The organism is Streptacidiphilus sp. MAP5-3, assembly GCF_041262505.1.
In the GTDB taxonomy this organism is placed as follows: Bacteria; Actinomycetota; Actinomycetes; order Streptomycetales; family Streptomycetaceae; genus Streptacidiphilus.
In genome coordinates, this window is the sequence record NZ_JBGCCL010000002.1 from 177522 (window position 1) to 193447 (window position 15926).

Annotated in this window: 14 protein-coding genes; 9 read left to right on the forward strand and 5 right to left on the reverse strand. The window is 69.9% G+C overall.

The genetic code is table 11. From position 1 onward, the window contains the following. The first annotated feature begins 54 nt into the window (after positions 1 to 54). The 6 genes from ABH928_RS04495 to ABH928_RS04520 all read left to right on the forward strand — a co-directional run bounded on the left by ABH928_RS04495 (position 55) and on the right by ABH928_RS04520 (position 9065). The gene (locus ABH928_RS04495) at positions 55 to 4566 is read left to right on the forward strand and encodes an endo-alpha-N-acetylgalactosaminidase family protein (protein ID WP_370062229.1); all 4512 of its coding nucleotides are present in this window, start codon (positions 55 to 57) and stop codon (positions 4564 to 4566) included. A 51-nt stretch (positions 4567 to 4617) separates the two neighbouring features. Continuing rightward, on the forward strand, positions 4618 to 5829 hold the full coding sequence (locus tag ABH928_RS04500; RefSeq protein ID WP_370062231.1) for a Gfo/Idh/MocA family protein: 1212 nt from the start codon (positions 4618 to 4620) through the stop codon (positions 5827 to 5829). Next, positions 5826 to 6551, forward strand: a complete 726-nt coding sequence (locus ABH928_RS04505) for a bifunctional 4-hydroxy-2-oxoglutarate aldolase/2-dehydro-3-deoxy-phosphogluconate aldolase (protein ID WP_370062233.1) — start codon at positions 5826 to 5828, stop codon at positions 6549 to 6551. Before ABH928_RS04500 ends, ABH928_RS04505 begins: the two co-directional genes overlap by 4 nt. Beyond that, on the forward strand, positions 6545 to 7516 hold the full coding sequence (locus tag ABH928_RS04510) for a sugar kinase (RefSeq protein ID WP_370062235.1): 972 nt from the start codon (positions 6545 to 6547) through the stop codon (positions 7514 to 7516). The genes ABH928_RS04505 and ABH928_RS04510 overlap by 7 nt, the downstream gene beginning before the upstream one ends. Positions 7517 to 7719: 203 nt before the next feature. Continuing rightward, complete coding sequence (locus ABH928_RS04515) at positions 7720 to 8802, forward strand: lactonase family protein (RefSeq protein ID WP_370062237.1); 1083 nt, start codon at positions 7720 to 7722, stop codon at positions 8800 to 8802. 89 nt (positions 8803 to 8891) lie between these two features. Then, positions 8892 to 9065, forward strand: coding sequence for a hypothetical protein (locus ABH928_RS04520; RefSeq protein ID WP_370062239.1), 174 nt, complete (start codon positions 8892 to 8894; stop codon positions 9063 to 9065). A gap of 203 nt (positions 9066 to 9268) precedes the next feature. On the opposite strand, the gene ABH928_RS04525 is transcribed toward ABH928_RS04520, so the two are convergent. Both ABH928_RS04525 and ABH928_RS04530 read right to left on the reverse strand, forming a co-directional pair. Then, a complete protein-coding gene (locus ABH928_RS04525; protein WP_370062241.1) occupies positions 9269 to 9727 on the reverse strand; it encodes a MarR family winged helix-turn-helix transcriptional regulator in 459 nt (152 codons plus the stop codon). Further along, positions 9720 to 10478, reverse strand: coding sequence for an alpha/beta fold hydrolase (locus ABH928_RS04530; RefSeq protein ID WP_370062243.1), 759 nt, complete (start codon positions 10476 to 10478; stop codon positions 9720 to 9722). The genes ABH928_RS04525 and ABH928_RS04530 overlap by 8 nt, the downstream gene beginning before the upstream one ends. A gap of 802 nt (positions 10479 to 11280) precedes the next feature. Here ABH928_RS04530 and ABH928_RS04535 point away from each other — a divergent pair. Further along, complete coding sequence (locus ABH928_RS04535; protein WP_370062245.1) at positions 11281 to 12534, forward strand: amidohydrolase; 1254 nt, start codon at positions 11281 to 11283, stop codon at positions 12532 to 12534. A gap of 94 nt (positions 12535 to 12628) precedes the next feature. On the opposite strand, the gene ABH928_RS04540 is transcribed toward ABH928_RS04535, so the two are convergent. Together ABH928_RS04540 and ABH928_RS04545 are read right to left on the reverse strand one after the other, a co-directional pair. Further along, a complete protein-coding gene (locus ABH928_RS04540; RefSeq protein WP_370062247.1) occupies positions 12629 to 13585 on the reverse strand; it encodes a phosphorothioated DNA-binding restriction endonuclease in 957 nt (318 codons plus the stop codon). Positions 13586 to 13902: 317 nt separating this feature from the next. After that, complete coding sequence (locus ABH928_RS04545; protein ID WP_370062249.1) at positions 13903 to 14358, reverse strand: hypothetical protein; 456 nt, start codon at positions 14356 to 14358, stop codon at positions 13903 to 13905. Positions 14359 to 14388: 30 nt separating this feature from the next. Here ABH928_RS04545 and ABH928_RS04550 point away from each other — a divergent pair, with 30 nt between their 5' ends. Beyond that, on the forward strand, positions 14389 to 14730 hold the full coding sequence (locus ABH928_RS04550) for a hypothetical protein (protein ID WP_370062251.1): 342 nt from the start codon (positions 14389 to 14391) through the stop codon (positions 14728 to 14730). Positions 14731 to 14789: 59 nt separating this feature from the next. On the opposite strand, the gene ABH928_RS04555 is transcribed toward ABH928_RS04550, so the two are convergent. After that, entirely contained in the window at positions 14790 to 15173 is a 384-nt protein-coding gene (locus ABH928_RS04555) for a DUF488 domain-containing protein (protein ID WP_370062253.1), read from the reverse strand. A 249-nt stretch (positions 15174 to 15422) separates the two neighbouring features. On the opposite strand from ABH928_RS04555, the gene ABH928_RS04560 reads away from it, so the two are divergent. After that, positions 15423 to 15923, forward strand: coding sequence for a cupin domain-containing protein (locus ABH928_RS04560; protein ID WP_370062255.1), 501 nt, complete (start codon positions 15423 to 15425; stop codon positions 15921 to 15923). The last annotated feature ends 3 nt before the right edge of the window (positions 15924 to 15926 follow it).

Here is a 15926-nt window from a genome sequence, read left to right on the forward strand (position 1 = left end):
TCTGGCCTCGCCAGACCCCACCCACCGCACCAACTCAGTCACTGAGGAGCCCCCATGGGCAGCGGAACCACACGCCTGCCGAGAGCCGTGGCCGGCGCCACCGCCGGCGCCGTCCTGGCCTTCGGCCTCACGACGCTGACCGCACCGCCGTCCGCCGCCACGGCACCAGGCGTTGCGATCATCCGGTCCGGACAGCTCAGCGCCACCCTCGACCGCGCCTTCCCGCAGGCCGAGCAGTACCAGTACGGACCCGCCGGCCTGGTGTACGGGCACAACGGACCAGCACCACAGGTGGACATCAACGGCACCGCCTACACCCCCACGGTGACCTCCACCATCGCCGCCGACCACGCCGACTACCGGCTCGACTTCGCCGCGATCGACGTCAGCGTCAAGATCCGCATCTCGGTCCGTCAGGACGTACTGGACTGGAAGGTCACCGGCGTCACCGAGTCCGGCACCACCAAGGTGTCCACGTTCGCCGTCCCCGGCCAGAGCCTGCTCTCCGTGCGCGGCGACCAGCCCGGCGCCACGCTCGCAGACGCGACCGTCTACCGCACCGACTACGCGCCCGGCCCGGACCTGGACACCATCAAGGCAGTTGCCGACCTGCCGGTCCAGTCCACGCCGCAGACCGCCAGCATCGCCCTGCTCAACACCAGCACGGTCGCAGCCGCCCTGGAGTCCAACTCCCTCCAGAGCTACGGCAACCTCCAGGTGCAGACCACCCAGGCTGGCAGCGTCAAGCAGACCGGGGCCTGGTCGAACTCCTGGACCTACCGCGGTCCGGACGGCAAGGTCGTCGCGCCGCCGGAGGAGAAGGTCGTCTTCACCGGCGACCGCAACGGCGACTCAACCGTCGACTGGCAGGACGGGGCAATCGCGTACCGGGAGATCATGCCGGCGCTCACCGGTGCCGCCGAGACCAAGAACAACGTGGTCTCCCAGATCGCCCTGAACTTCGAGAGCCAGGCCCAGAACCCCTTCATCAAGACCCTCGACGACATCAAGAAGGTCGACCTGCTCACCGACGGCCTCGGCCAGTCGATCGAGCTGAAGGGCTACCAGGACCAGGGGCACGACTCGGCACACCCCGACTACGCCGGGCACTACAACCAGGCCGCCGGCGGCCTGACCGACATCAACACCGTGGTCAGCCAGGCCAAGAAGTACAACACCATCGTCGGTGTCCACATCAACGACGCCATGGCCTCCCCGCGCGCGAAGGCGTTCCGCTGGGACGACACCAGCGACACCAGCGCCCCGTCCTACATCTACGGCGACACGAACTACGCCCTGAACCAGACCAAGGACCTGGCGAGCGGCGACTTCGGCTCCCGCATCGACGCGCTGCTCAAGGACGTCCCCGGGCTCGGGTTCATCTACTCCGACGCGTTCTTCGCCGAGGACTGGGACGCGTGGAAGGAGGCCGCCACCGTCAACAGCCACGGACTGCCGATCTACACCGAGTTCCCCACCTACATGTGGCCGGACGTCGCCTGGTACCACGACTCCAACGAGTACAACGACGTCGGCATCAACAGCCAGATCCTGCGCTTCATCTACAACTCCGACACTGACGCCTGGATCCAGAACAGCCAGCCGATGCTCGGCGGGGAGCAGAACAACGCGAGCTTCATGGGCTGGCACAGCGCCAACTCGGTCAACAAGGAGATCACGCAGGTCTTCACCAACAACCTGCCCACCAAGTACCTGCAGAACTTCCAGATCACCCGCTGGCAGCCCAACGAGATCGACTTCACCGGCGGCGTCAAGACCACGATGAGCGGCAGCACGCCGCAGATCTGGAAGGACGGCGCGCTGGAGCGCGACGGCGACAACCTCTTCCTGCCCTGGTCCGCGCAGGGTGAGGAGAAGATCTACACCTACAGCGACAGCAGCGCCGCCCGCACCTGGACCCTGCCACGCGCCTGGGCCGACCAGCACGAGGTCACGCTCTACAAGCTCACCGACACCGGCAAGACCCAGGCCACCACGGTGCCCGTGCACGACGGCAAGGTGACGATCACGATCGCGGCCGACACCCCCTACGTCGTCTACCCGCAACACCCGATCACGCCGCAGCAGACCACCGCCACCGACAGCGACGGCAGCAACACCGGCACCCCCGTCCTCACCCACGACACGGCCCAGAACGTGGACTTCGGCGCCGGGACGCCCGTCAAGGACGGCGAGTTCTTCTCCCACAGCTTCGACGCGTGGAGGCCCTCCTCCTCGACCGGCGACACCAGCGGCGTGCAGATCGTCACCGACTCGAACGGCTTCCAGAACCTCAAGGTCAGCGGCCCCAAAGACGGGCAGGTCAGCCAGCAGGTGAACGACCTGCAGCCCGGGCAGACCTACGCCGCCTCCGCCTACGTCAACGTCACCGGCAATCGCAAGGCCACCCTGCAGGTCAGCGACTACGGCGGCCCGACCGTCCAGCAGTGGATCGACGCCCCGCCACCCGTACAGAACGACCAGGACAACCGGCTGGCCGGGCAGCGGTTCCAGCGCATCGACGTCCTGTTCACCATGCCCCAGCGCGGACACACCTCAGCGAGGCTCAGCCTGATCGGCGGCGCCGGCACCGGATCGGACGCCGTCCAGTTCACCGACGTCCGCATCCAGACCGACCCGGGCGGCAACGACCAGACCGGCGGCCACTACGCGACCGAGGACTTCGAGCACCCCATCGGTGGCAGCTTCGGCCCGTTCATCATCGGCCAGTCCAGCGAGCCGAGCGAGATCCTGTCCGAGAACAACCCCGGCTACACCCGGGACACCATCAGCGGCACGTACTCCCTGGAGACCATCAACAACGGCGCAGGACTCCAGTTCCGAACCTGGCCCGGCACACTGCGCCTCCAGCCGAACCACGTCTACCGGGTACGCATGGACTACCAGTCCGACACCAGCGGCCTGTACGACTTCCAGGTCGACACCGACGGCGTCACAACCCCGATCGTCGACCTGCCCCTGGCGCAGACCACCGACCGCGGGCTGACCAGCTCACCGCCGCCCGGCCCGAGCCCGAAGGGATGGACCGACAGCCTGCCGCCCCAGTACTCGGCCCCGCACGCCTCCATCGACACCACCTTCGCCACCGCCGCCACCGGTGACGCCTACCTCGCGCTCACGCAGAACTCCGACGCGCAGGGCGCAGCCACCCTCGACAACCTGGTGGTGGACGATCTCGGCCCGGCACCGGCAGCCGACGCCGGCAACGCACTGTCGACGCTGACCGTGACCCCGGCACAGTGGGCCAGCGGCACCACCACCTCGGCGACCGTCAGCCTCACCAACCACTCCGCGGAACCGATGACCGGACTGGACCTGTCGCTGACCTCGCCCAACGGCTGGGCGATCAAGCCCACCTCGAAGCCCGCCTCGACCGTCGCCGCCGGCGCGACGACCACCGCCACCTACGCCGTCGCCGTCCCGACCACGGCCCTCGCAGGCGACAACGTGCTCACCGCACACGCCGACTACACCTGGAACCGGCAACGGACCGGCGCGACCAGTTCGATCAACGCGGCGATCACGTACTCCTCGGTCGCAGCCGCCTACAACAACGTCGGCATCACGGACAACGCGAACACCAAGGCCGGCGACTTCGACGGGAGCGGCAACAGCTTCTCCGCCCAGGCACTGGCAACCGCAGGAGCGACCCCCGGCGCAACCGTCACCCACGACGGGGTCGACTTCACCTGGCCCGACGTACCGGCCGGCGCACCCGACAACATCTCCGCCCAGGGACAGACCGTGCTGCTCCACGGAGCAGGCCAGATCGCGGTCCTCGGCGCCTCCGCAGGCACCGGCTACGGCACCGCCACCCTCACCTACACGGACGGCAGCACCTCCTCGGCACAGATCGGGCTGCCCAACTGGTGCTGCTCCGACGTCCACGCCCACGGCGCGCAGCCGACCATCGACTCCGTCGGCGACAACGGACCCGGCGGGCCCGCCAACGCGGGCACCCACTACGACATCGCGTACAACACCATTCCCACCGACCAGGGCAAGACGGTCGCGGCGGTGACCCTGCCCAACGACCCGGCGCTGCACATCTTCGCCATGACCCTCAAACCCCTGGTCACCGCGCCGCCGACCGCCGACGTCTACGCCAGCGACCTGGAGTGGACCGGCAGCACCAACGGCTGGGGTCCGGTGGAGCGCGACCACAGCAACGGCGAGGACCTGGCCGGTGACGGCAACGCCCTCACCCTGGGCGGCACCGTCTACGCCAAGGGACTTGGCACCGTCCCCGTCTCGGACATCCCCGGCACCATCGACTACGACCTCGGCGGCAACTGCACCAGCCTGACCGCCGTCATCGGCCTGGACGACGAGGAGACGGGCACCGGCGGCTCCGTCAACTTCATGGTGGTCGCCGACGGCAGGACCGTCTTCAGCAGCGCAGTGTTCCGTTCCGGGACCCCCGCGCAGAGCATCACCGTGCCGCTCACCGGTGCCCAGCAGGTCGAACTGCAGACCGGAGACGGCGGCGACGGCATCGGCAACGACCACGCCGACTGGGCCGACGCGCAGTTCCACTGCTCCTGACCGCCACGCCACTGCCCCGAACGACCATCAACCGAGAGGAGCACCAACGCCATGGACGACCTGCGCCTGGGCGTCATCGGCCTCGGGCCGCGCAGCACCCTCGCCGACTACGCCCACCTGCCCGGTGGCGGCTCGCGCATCGTCGCCTGCTGCGACACCGACCCGCGCATCCTGCGGGCCGAGTCGGCCCGGTCCGGCCCGGACATCGCCGCTGTGCCCGACCTCGACCGAATGCTCGACCTCGACCTCGACGGTGTGTTCGTGCTGACGCCCGACGACACCCACGAAGAGATCGCCCTGCGGCTGCTGGCGGCCGGGGTGAACGTCTTCCTGGAGAAGCCGATGGCGATCACGGTCGAGGGCTGCGACCGCATCCTGGAAGCGGCCCGGAGGCACCGCGTCCGGCTGTACGTCGGCCACAACATGCGGCACATGCCGGTCGTGCAGACCCTGCGCGCTCTCCTCACGCAGGGCGCCATCGGCGAGGTCAAGGCGATCTGGTGCCGTCACTTCGTCGGCCACGGCGGGGACTTCTACTTCAAGGACTGGCACGCCGACCGCACCCGCACCACCTCACTGCTGCTGCAGAAGGGCGCCCACGACCTGGACGTCATCCACTGGCTGGCGGGTGGCGTCAGCCGCCAGGTGACGGCGCTGGGGGACCTGAGTGTCTACGGCGGCATCACCGACCGCGCGGACCGCTCCGGCCAGCGGATGAGGGACTGGTTCGACCCCGACAACAACTGGCCGCCGGCCTCCCTGACGGGACTCAACCCGGTGGTCGACGTCGAGGACATCAGCATGATGCTGATGCAGCTCGACAACGGCGTGCTCGCCAGTTACCAGCAGTGCCACTTCACCCCCGACTACTGGCGCAACTACACGGTCATCGGCACCGAAGGACGCATGGAGAACTTCGGCGACGAGAGCGGCGCGCAGGTGAGGGTGTGGAACCGACGCTCCAACTACCGGGCTGAAGCCGACATCACGGTCGTGGTCCCCCCGGCCTCGGGCGCGCACGGAGGCGCGGACAGCGAACTCGTGGCGGAGTTCTGCGCGTTCCTGCGGGACGGCGTCCAGACCCTCACCTCGCCGGTCGCCGCCCGTGAGGCGGTCGCGGCCGGATACGCGGCGACCGCGTCTCTGCGCGCGGGTGGCCGACCCGTCGCCATCGAAGCGGTGGGCGACGCGATCGGCGAGTACTACGCGGCCGGGCAGCCCGGTGCATGCCGGCCGACAGCGCACGCGGGCGGTGTGTCGTGACGACCGACGTGTACGACCTGCTCGCCCAGGACCGGGTGCTCGCCATCGTGCGCTACCGCGACGGCGCCCACACCCTCGACGCCCTCCGCGCCCTGGCCGCGGGCGGGGTACGGCTTGCTGAGGTGACCGCCACAACTCCCGGTTGGCTGGACGCGATCGGTGCCGCGACCGACGCAGGGCTGGTCGTCGGAGGCGGCACGGTCACCACACCCGCGCAGGTGCGGGACGTGGCCGCGGCCGGCGGCCGCTTCGTCGTCTCACCCGGCCTGGACGCCGACGTGGTCACGGCGGCGCTGCGGGCCGGACTCGAACCCCTGCCGGGGGTGTTCACCGGCACCGAGGTACTCGCCGCCACCCGTGCCGGAGCACGCCTGCTCAAACTGTTCCCCGCCAACACCCTGGGCCCCGCACACCTGGCACAGCTCCGGGCACCGTTCCCCGCCACCGCCTTCGTACCCACAGGCGGCATCACCCTCGGCGACATCGGCACCTGGCTGGAAGCAGGCGCGTTCGCCGTCGCCGTCGGCGCACACCTGGTCGGCCGCACCGCCCCCGCCGATCCGTCCGCCCTGCGCGACCTCACGCAGCGGGCCGCACACGCCCGCGCCACAGCGAATCCCGAACGGGGAACACACGCGGGCACATCCGCTCTGCGGCACCTGACCGTGCGGGCCGCACCGGCCCGCGCCACGGCGAATCCCGAAGGAGGCGCCTCATGCTGACCACCCCACGACCGGCGGGCGGCGCGGTCACCCTCGGCGAGGCGCTGGCCACCGCGACAGGCACGCAGCCCGGGACGCCGACGGCAGGATCGCCGCTGCGCCTGTCCTTCGCCGGCGCCGAGTCGAACGTGGCGATCGGCCTCGCCCGCCTCGGGCACGCCGCCACGTGGATCGGCCGACTCGGCGACGACGACCCGGGCCGGATGGTGCTGCGCGGCCTGCGCGGCGAGGGCGTCACCGTCCCCGCCACACGGACCGCGGAACCCGCCCCGACGGCGTTCATGCTCAAGCAGCAGCGCACCGCGGACCGGGTGTTCGTCACCTACTACCGCACCGGTTCCGCCGGGTCCCGACTCGACGAGGGCGACGTGGATCCGCAATCGATCTCCTCGGCGGCTGTCCTGCACGTCACCGGCACCACACCTGCCCTCGGCCCCGGCCCTCGCCGCGCCGTGCAACGGGCCCTGGAAGTGGCCCGCGAGCACGCCACACTGATCAGCCTCGACGTGAACTACCGGTCCGCGCTGTGGTCGCCGCGACAGGCCGCTTGTGTACTCGGTCCTCTCGCGGCCCATGCGGACGTCGTATTCGCGGGATCCGAAGAACTCGACCTGGTCACCGACGCCGGCTCGCGGACCGCCCAGCAACGTGCCGCGGACCTGCGCGCGAACGGGGTGCGCGAAGTCGTCGTCAAGGACGGTGCCCGGGGTGCCTGGGCCCTCCACTCGGAAGGGCTCACCCGCGTCGCGGCCCGACACGTCACCTGCGTGGACCCGGTAGGAGCGGGTGACGCGTTCGCGGCAGGCTACCTGTCCGCACTGCTGGACGGTCTGCCCGTCCCGGACCGGCTGGAGCGCGGCACCCTGTGCGGCGCGGCGTGCGTCTCGACCCGGGGAGACTGGGAGGGCCTTCCGCACCGTGGCGAACTGGCCATGCTTGCCACCGCCGACAACGTGAGGCGATAGGCCAGGGCCCAGAAGAACTGAGGCGACTCGCTGCCACGGTGATTGCGCCGGGTCCCACGGTGGTAGGGCGCGCCGGAACCGTTCGTGCGCCGCACTGCCCGGCGACGCCGCGCAGATCGCGCGCGGCTACCCGGGCGGCGCGGGCCAGCCTTGGACGGTACCGCCCAGACCCCTCCTCCTCCCACACGGAAGGCAACAAGCCAGTGCACGACCGGACCGTCCTGCCTCTCATCGTCGGCAGCTACACCGAGCAGCTCCCACATGTCGAGGGCAAAGCCGAAGGCCTTCTCGCAGCCTGGTTCGACACCACGACCGGCAGGATCAGCAGCGTCAGCACACTGATCACGGCACGGAACCCGTCGTTCGTCGCACTGTCCCCATGCGGTTCAATTCTCTACGCCGTGAACGAGGTCCGAACCTTCCAAGGCGTCGCAGGCGGCGGTGTCGAGGCCTTTGCGCGCGATCCCGTCTCCGGTGCACTCAGCCGGCTGAACACCCGGCCGACCGGCGTCGACCCCTGTCACCTCGTCGTGGACCCGACCGGCCGGTTCGTGTTGACAGCGAACTACGGCGACGGCTCGGTCACGGTATTCCGCATCGAGGACGACGGCAGACTGGGGGAGCCCACCGACCAGGTCCGCCACCAGGGCCGGGGTACGGATCACAGCAGGCAGGCCGGTCCACACGTCCACATGATCGCCTGCACCCCCTGGGCCGGCGAGGTACTGGTCACCGACCTGGGCCTCGACCAGATCCGGGTCTACTCCCTTGACGCCAGGGGCCGTCTCACGCCCCGCCCAACAGCGCGCATCGACACACCACCAGGTGCCGGACCGCGCCATCTGGCTCTGTCACCCGACGGGATACACCTGTTCGTCGTCAATGAGCTGGACAACACCGTGCTCACCCTCCGTCGGAGCGACAACCGCTACCAGCAGAGCCATCGCGTCTCGACGTTGCCTGCGAACTTCGACGCACACAACCGGACCTCCGCGATCCGGGTCACGCCATCGGGTCGGCTCGTACTGGTGGCAAATCGGGGCCACGACAGCATCGCAATGCTGCGCTTCGACGAACTCGCCGGCACACTGCGTCTCATCGGCACCGCACCCATTCCAGGCCAAGAACCGCGCGACCTCGTGGTGACCCAGGACGGGCGCCACGTGATCGTCGCCGCCCAGGAAAGCAACCTACTCGTCTCCTACGAACTCGATGAGGAGATCCCAGAGCTGCGCATGGTTCACTCGGTTCCAGCACCGAGCCCGTCCAGCGTGTTCCTCGGCTGACTGGCGAGGCCAAAGTCCCGGCGCCGACCAGGCGGAACCCGTGCGGAGCAGGGACGACCGCCCACGAACACGCCGCTGCCCCGGACCGGGTGGTCGGCGCTGCCGGCGAGATCGAGCAGTTCCGCGGTGAACTCAGCCTCTGGGTCGGACTGCTGGTTCCACAGCGTGAACGCACCCTGCAAGGCATCGACGCCGAAGCCGTGTGGGCGCTCGACGCGACTGCGGACATCGGCGGCCTCCAAGGCCAGTCCCACCGCCCGTAGTCATTGAGGAGGGCGACCCCGTGCCCGGGGCAGTGGATCGTCACGTTCTCCAGAACGTTGTCCCGGTCAACCGCACGCCCCTTCGTGCCGAACTCGAACGTGCCGCCCCGCAGCCGCACTCCCGGCGCCAGCGTGATCGGCGGAGGCACGCACCGGCACCAACGCCAAGCTCCCTGGCCGGCTGGCCGGCTGTGAGCGTGGAGTCAGTCGAGGTTGAGGCGTTTGTTGAGGGCCTCGCCTGCGGGCAGGGTGTCGATGAGCTTGTGCAGGAATTCGAGGACCGCGTCGGTCTCCAGGCCCTCGGAGACGGCGTCGAGCAGGGTGTACATGTCCTGTTCGATCCCGGCGACGGTGGTGGCCAGGCGTTCTCCCTGGGGGGTGAGGCTGAGTTGGAGGTAGCGGCGGTCTTCGGCGTCGGTGCGGCGCTCGACCAGCCCTGCCGCGACGGTGCGTTCGACCAGTCGGCTGGGGTTGGTGCCGCTCTCGCAGACCAGGAGCTGTCCGAGGCCGTTGAGGCTCAGGGTGCCGTGCTGCTGGAGCAGGCGCAGCACCTCGGCCTGTGACGGGGTGATGCCGTGGGGTTTGAGGGCCTGGGTCAGCAGCCGGTTGCCTTCGCGTTGGGCTGCCAGGATCGCGAACCGCAGGTGTTCGGCCTTACGCATCGGCGTCCTGTCGGGTGGTCGGCAGGGCGGCGGCGAGGAAGTCCTTGACCGCGGTGGCGTAGGTGGCCGGGTGGGAGAAGCGGAACATGTGGCCGGTGCGCGGCAGGACGACCTCCCGGGCGTCGGGGATGCCCGCGAGCATGGTCTTGGAGGCGTTCTCTCCGATCAGCACGTCGTGGGAGGGGGTCAGGATCAGGGTCGGGACCTGGATCTTGCCGAGCGCGTCGACGTAGTCGGCCGTGAAGGCCGCTGACACGCGGGCCCCGTAGGAGGCGGCCGGGGTGTTGGTGAGGAACAGTTCGCGGCTGCGTGCCTCGGTCCAGGGCACCTGGCCCTCGCCGTCGAACGGGGAGGCGAGGCGGTTGGCGTGGGCGCGCAGTGTCAGCTGCCGGTAGAACGGGCCGCGGGTCTTGCCCATCACCTGCGCCAGTGCCTTCAGCGGCTTCGAGTCGACCGGGTTGGCCGCGAATCCGCCGGACAGGACCAGGGCGCGCAGGCCCTGCGGGCGGCGGACGGCGAGGGCGAGCGCGATGTTCGCGCCGAACGAGTCGCCGACCAGCACGTAGTCGTCGAGGTCCGCGATCGCGTTCTCGACGTAGTCGGCGTAGCGCTCCATGTCGTCGACGCCCTCGGGCAGGCGCAGCGTGCGCTTGGGCGCCTCGCCGTAGGGGTCGAGCTGTTCGGCGCTCCACGGGGCGCCGGAGAAGCAGGGGATGAAGACGAGGGTCGGGTTCTTCTCTGCAGTGTTCATATCGAATACATTACACGACATATATGCCGTGACATAAGTTATCTGGGTCACACTTGAATCCGCTCCGTGCGCTCGTCCGCCTCTCGGCGCGGCGCGGCCGGTCGAGAGGGTCAGGAGTCCCGGGCCAGTCAGGTGGAGTGGCCGCCGACAGCAGGTTCACTCCTCGCCGACTCGTCCTCGGCGGCGTGGGGGTCGCCGAGCGGGGGCATTCCGGGGGCTGGCGCCCGCCGTTCGCCGGCACGGGTGGGCCGCCTCGCGGGGCGGGGAGCACGGGGGTCTAATCGAAGGCGTTCCGACTGGCCACGATCGTGAGGATCCCCCGATGCGCAGCGTCCGCCCGCTTGCTCTGCCCTTGGCCTGATGGGGGCTCTGACGCTCGCCGTCAGCACGTGCACCGGTCTGATGCTGGGCGACCGGCGCACCCCGGACAGAGCTGCTCCCCCCGCGCTTGCGCTGGCCCTGGCGGAGTCGGCCTACTCCTCCCGGCGACCACCTGTCTTCCGAGCTATTCCGGCAGTTCGGCGTCCCGCTACGGCCCCGTCGGCCCGGTGTTCGTGGTGGTCTCAAGCCGGTTCGTCGTCATGCTCGTTGTTGTCGCGGGCGCCTTCGGCCGCGAGGTCGTCATCGAACGCGCCCGCATCTGGCGGGGACACACACCGCCCAAGGGGGAGGAACGCCAATTGTGGAGCAATCTTCGCGGCCAGGCACGGCTCCGCTGGGACCTGCTCCGCGAGCGCGTCCAGCCGCGCCGGCCACCACGACAGAAGTCCCAGTCCCATGAGTCGGCGGAGAGAGGCTGTCCATGAACGACGCCGTGATCGGGAACCTCCCGGAGATCCGCGAGGGCCTGGCCGAGCTCTACCGGCACCTGCACCAGCATCCCGAACTGTCCCTGCAGGAGACACGTACGGCCGCACTGCTCGCTCGGCGTCTGCGGGACGCTGGATTCGACGACGTCACCGAGTGCGTGAGCGGGACCGGTGTGGTGGGCGTGCTGCGCAACGGCGAGGGCCCGGTGGTGATGCTCCGCGCCGACATCGATGCCCTGCCCGTCGAGGAGAAGACCGGCCTGCCCTACGCGAGCAGCACCCGCGCCATCGACCAGGACGGCCGCGACGTCCCCGTGATGCACGCGTGCGGGCACGACATGCACGCGACCTGCCTCGCCGGCGCAGCGACCCTGCTCGCGCGGTCACGCGACCAGTGGCGCGGTACGCTGCTGGTCGTCTTCCAGCCCGCCGAGGAGTTCGCCGTCGGCGCGCGCGGGATGGTCGACGACGGGCTGTTCGACCGCTTCCCGCGGCCACAGATCGTGCTCGGCCAGCACGTCGCGCCCCTGCCGGCCGGCTTCATCGGCTACGGCACCGGGCCGGTGATGGCGGCCTCGGACTCACTGGCCATCACCCTGCACGGCCGCGGAGGGCACGGCTCGCGCCCGGAGTCGACCGTCGACCCCGTGCTCATGGCGGCCCATCTCGTCACCCGCCTGCAGGGGATCGTCGCCCGCGAGGTACCCCCGGCGGAGTCCGCCGTGGTCACTGTCGGGCGCCTCCAGGCCGGCACGAAAGACAACATCATCCCCGACCGCGCCGAACTCGGCGTCAATATCCGCACCTACACGGAGCAGACACGCAAGCTCGTCCGCTCCGCGATCGAGCGCATCGCCCGCGCCGAATCCGCGGCGTCGGCCGCCGTGGCCGAACCGGACCTGTCCTGGTCCGTGTCCGTCCCCGCATTGGTGAGCGATCCGGAGGCGACCAGGACCACGATCGCCGCTTTCACCGAGCACTTCGGCGCCGCACGCGTCCTGACGATGCCGCAGGTGAACGCGAGCGAGGACGTCGGAGTGTTCGGCGCCGCGATCGAGGTGCCGACGGTCTTCTGGTTCTGGGGAGGCCTGGACGCCGAGCCCACCCTCGCCGCCCTCCAGGAGGGCCGCCTCGACGAGCTGCCGGGCAACCACTCCCCGTTCTTCGCCCCGGTCGTCGAACCCACCCTGACCACCGGTGTCGAAGCGCTCACCATCGCCGCCCTGACCTGGCTCGGAACCCCCTGAGCAGCGTCTCGCCTTCAGTGCGTCGGCGACGCCGAGCCCCGGCGCCACGGCACCATGCAAGGGCGCCTGGTCGTGTTCGGCCTGTACGCCGGGTTCAGTCATCGGTGCCCGCCGCATGCGGGTCAGGCGAAGGGACAGTTCTCACCTCTCGCAGAAGCCCCAGCACTCGAGGGCGCGGGAGTCCGTGGAACACCTGCTTGGTGTGCCAGGCGCGGTGTCGAGGGTCGACGCGCCTCGTGCCTGCCTGGGGGCCGAGGAGCGACCTGCCGGCAAGGTCGATCACCTGGCGCCCAGCCGGGCTCCGCGCCACGAAGTGCTGCGAGACCATGACGGTGTCGTCGTCCGTGAGTCCGAGGACGCCCTTGTCGAAGAGCTTGTGGTGCAGCGAGCAGAGGCACAGGCCGTTGTCGACCTCGTCCGGGCCGTCGAATGCCCACCAGCGCACGTGTGCTGCTTCGAGCCCGACCGGGACCGTGCCGATGCGGCCGTCGTAGCCGCAGAAAGCGCACTGGTACTCGTATGCGGTCAGGACGAGTTCGCGCATCCTGGCGTCGCGTTGCCGGGATCGGGCCGGGCCGGGCAGGGTGGCTGTCTCGGTTGGTTCCAGTTCGAGGCCGACGGCCTGGCACAGGTCGTCGTGCAGGGACGGCGGGAAGTGAAGGTCGAGGAGGATCCGTGCCATACGTCCGAGCAAGGACGGGTCGCGGCGCAGCGAGACTCGCAGATCTTCGGCGAGCCGGCCCGTGGCGCCCGAGGTTCGGAGTTCCCGGACGCCGGTGCCGGGGCTTCCGGGACCCCGGGTGGTGTGCACTTCCCAGACGCCATCGCTGACCAGGTGGTGGAACGGGTACGCCGGGGTGGTCCGGCGGCTCGGGCCGTATTCGACCAGGAGGTTCGCCAGCGCCGACTCGACCGTGCTGTAGGACAGTTCGGCGTCGGGGTCCTGCTGGAACCGAGCCAGGGCGAAGAGCAGGAGCAGCGGCTTGTGCGGGGCACGGACTCCGCCCGCGCTCCACTGACGCAGCCGTGCGGTTCGCTCAAGCCAGTCCATGGGCCACGATCGTAGGGGTTCACGCGGATCAGGACGTGGCACTTGTACGGACCGTACGCCCGACCACCGGACAGATCGCCCGGCACGAGGAGTCCGGCGTCGAGTCTGCAAGTGCCCTGACCGGGGGCGGACTTGTCCGGAGCATCACCGCGATCCACGACCGTCGTGACCGGGGCACATGCTCCCTCTCGCGGTGGGGGCTCAGCGCACATGCCGTGTGCGCTGCGGGACGATTGCCGGCACTGCCGGCTGCTTACTGTGGAAGCGCCACTCCGGGGCCGGATTGCGCGCAGGTCGACCAGGTGGGCGCCTGAGAATCAGGTCGTGGCCCAGGCTTCAGCACGCCAGCCTGGCAGTTCCTTGTCCAGCCACTCCTCGACGGTCCTCCGCCGAGGATCCGAGGGATCGCTGTCGGCGACATCGGCCCAGGCGTCCTCCGCCATATCGGGGCGGATGATCAGGCTGTCGAGATAGGCGTCGAACTCGTCAGCCACCTTCGTGAATACATGGTTGCCCAGATACCCAGGGTGGGAAATGGCGTGGATGAACGCATGGAGCTGGCCATGAGTGGCCGGGTTCAGGTCCAGGAAGAGAGTGTCGCTGCCGCCGTTGCGGGCGATGGGCAAGAGACCGGTCAGAGAGACGTTCTCGGCGAGCCACCCGACGCGACTCCGCCGGTACTCGCCCAGGCTAATGCCACCCGCTGGCGTCGAAGGGACGAGCGAGTAGTCCCGCGCGGTCCGAAGCGCGGGACTCTCTCCGTTGACGTCCACTGCTTGGCGGACTATGCGAGCAGCTGCCCCATGTTCATGTTCATCTTGAGCTGGGCGAACGGAGTCCGGGTGACGTCGTGCGCGATCGTCCCCAGGTTCCGTCCCGACGTCCGGTTCCACCCCGCCGGCCCTGCCCAGCCCGCGACCCGGGGCCGCGACCAGGCGCTGGCTTGGTACGACGACCGCCACGCCCGTGGCATCCGCACCCAGGTCGAGGAGACCTTCACCTACCCGACGCCGTCGTCCTGGACCTGCGGATCACCGACCCGAACGATCCCGCCGCAGCGCCCACCCTGGTGTACCGCCTCTTCCGTCTTGCCGGTGACCATGTCACCCACATCCGCGACTTCACTGAGCGTCCCCACGCTCTGACCGCCGCCGACCGCCCCGGACCACGCCCCAACTGAAACCCCGCACACCAGTCGCCGCGCTCACACAGGCCGCTCCTGCCGCTGGCGCTTCAGATGGTCGATGAGCACAGACACATGGCTGCGCTCCGGGTCCTTCACGGCGGTAACCAGGGTGACCGTGCAGGTGCGGGCCAGGTCGAGCAAGTGGCTGACCGCCGCCGCGTGGTCGGGCCCGGCCAGTTCCGCCCGGTAGCGGACCCGGAAGGTGTCGAAGTCCACCTGGCCTGCGTGGTAGGCGGCACGCAGCCCGCCCGACGGCGTGACGTCCTTGAGCCATTCGTCCACCGCCGCCCGTTCCTTCGACAGCCCGCGCGGCCACAGCCGGTCGACCAGCACCCGCAGCCCGTCAGCGGGCTCGGGCGGGTCGTAGACACGGCGCACACGGAACCCGGGGTCGGACTGCATGATGTGCCTCCTCGATCGCTGCGCTGTCCCAGTCCACACCCGTGGACACCCTCTGGCGACCGGCCCGTTACCACCCGCCGCCTGCGTGTGCGCTCCCATGAGTGCGAGCGCACCCCGCTTGCTTGCCGCCACCGCTTACCCTGGTCGAGCGCGCCGCTGACGCAGGTGCAGACTTCCCCCGGCAAGCGGGGGCAGGGCTTGCGAAGGACCGACGAAGACGGCGCCAGGATGAAGTCAGAAGGAGAGACGATGGACTCCAGGAGCACGGTGCGTCTGCTGGCAGAACTGGCCGAGTGCGTCGCCGGGGCTTCGCCTGGGCAGCGCGGCGCGCTTTGGCGGCTCTCCGAGCCCGCACGGCAACTGGACGCGAACCTGATCCGGCTCCCGGCCGGTGCCGATGTGGGTGAGCACCAGGAGAACGACCTGGACGTGATGCTGCTCGTCGTCGCGGGCAGTGGGGCCTTGCTGGACGTGGAGCGGGAGCTGCCGCTGGGTGTCGGTTCGCTCGCATGGTTGCCGAGTGGGGCCGGGCGCGGTCTGCGTGCCGGGTCCGACGGGCTGGTCTACCTCACTGTTCACCGACGGCGTCCCGGCCTGGTGGTCCAGGGCATCCGGGAGGCCGAGCCGATGGAGGAGGCCGGTGAGGCCGCCTGCTGGCTGCATCTGATCTGCCCCGGCTGCGGCGCGGTCCCCGACGGAGCCTCCCCGGCTTACTGCAGCCGCTGCGGTGAGCGGCTGCCGACGGACTGACAG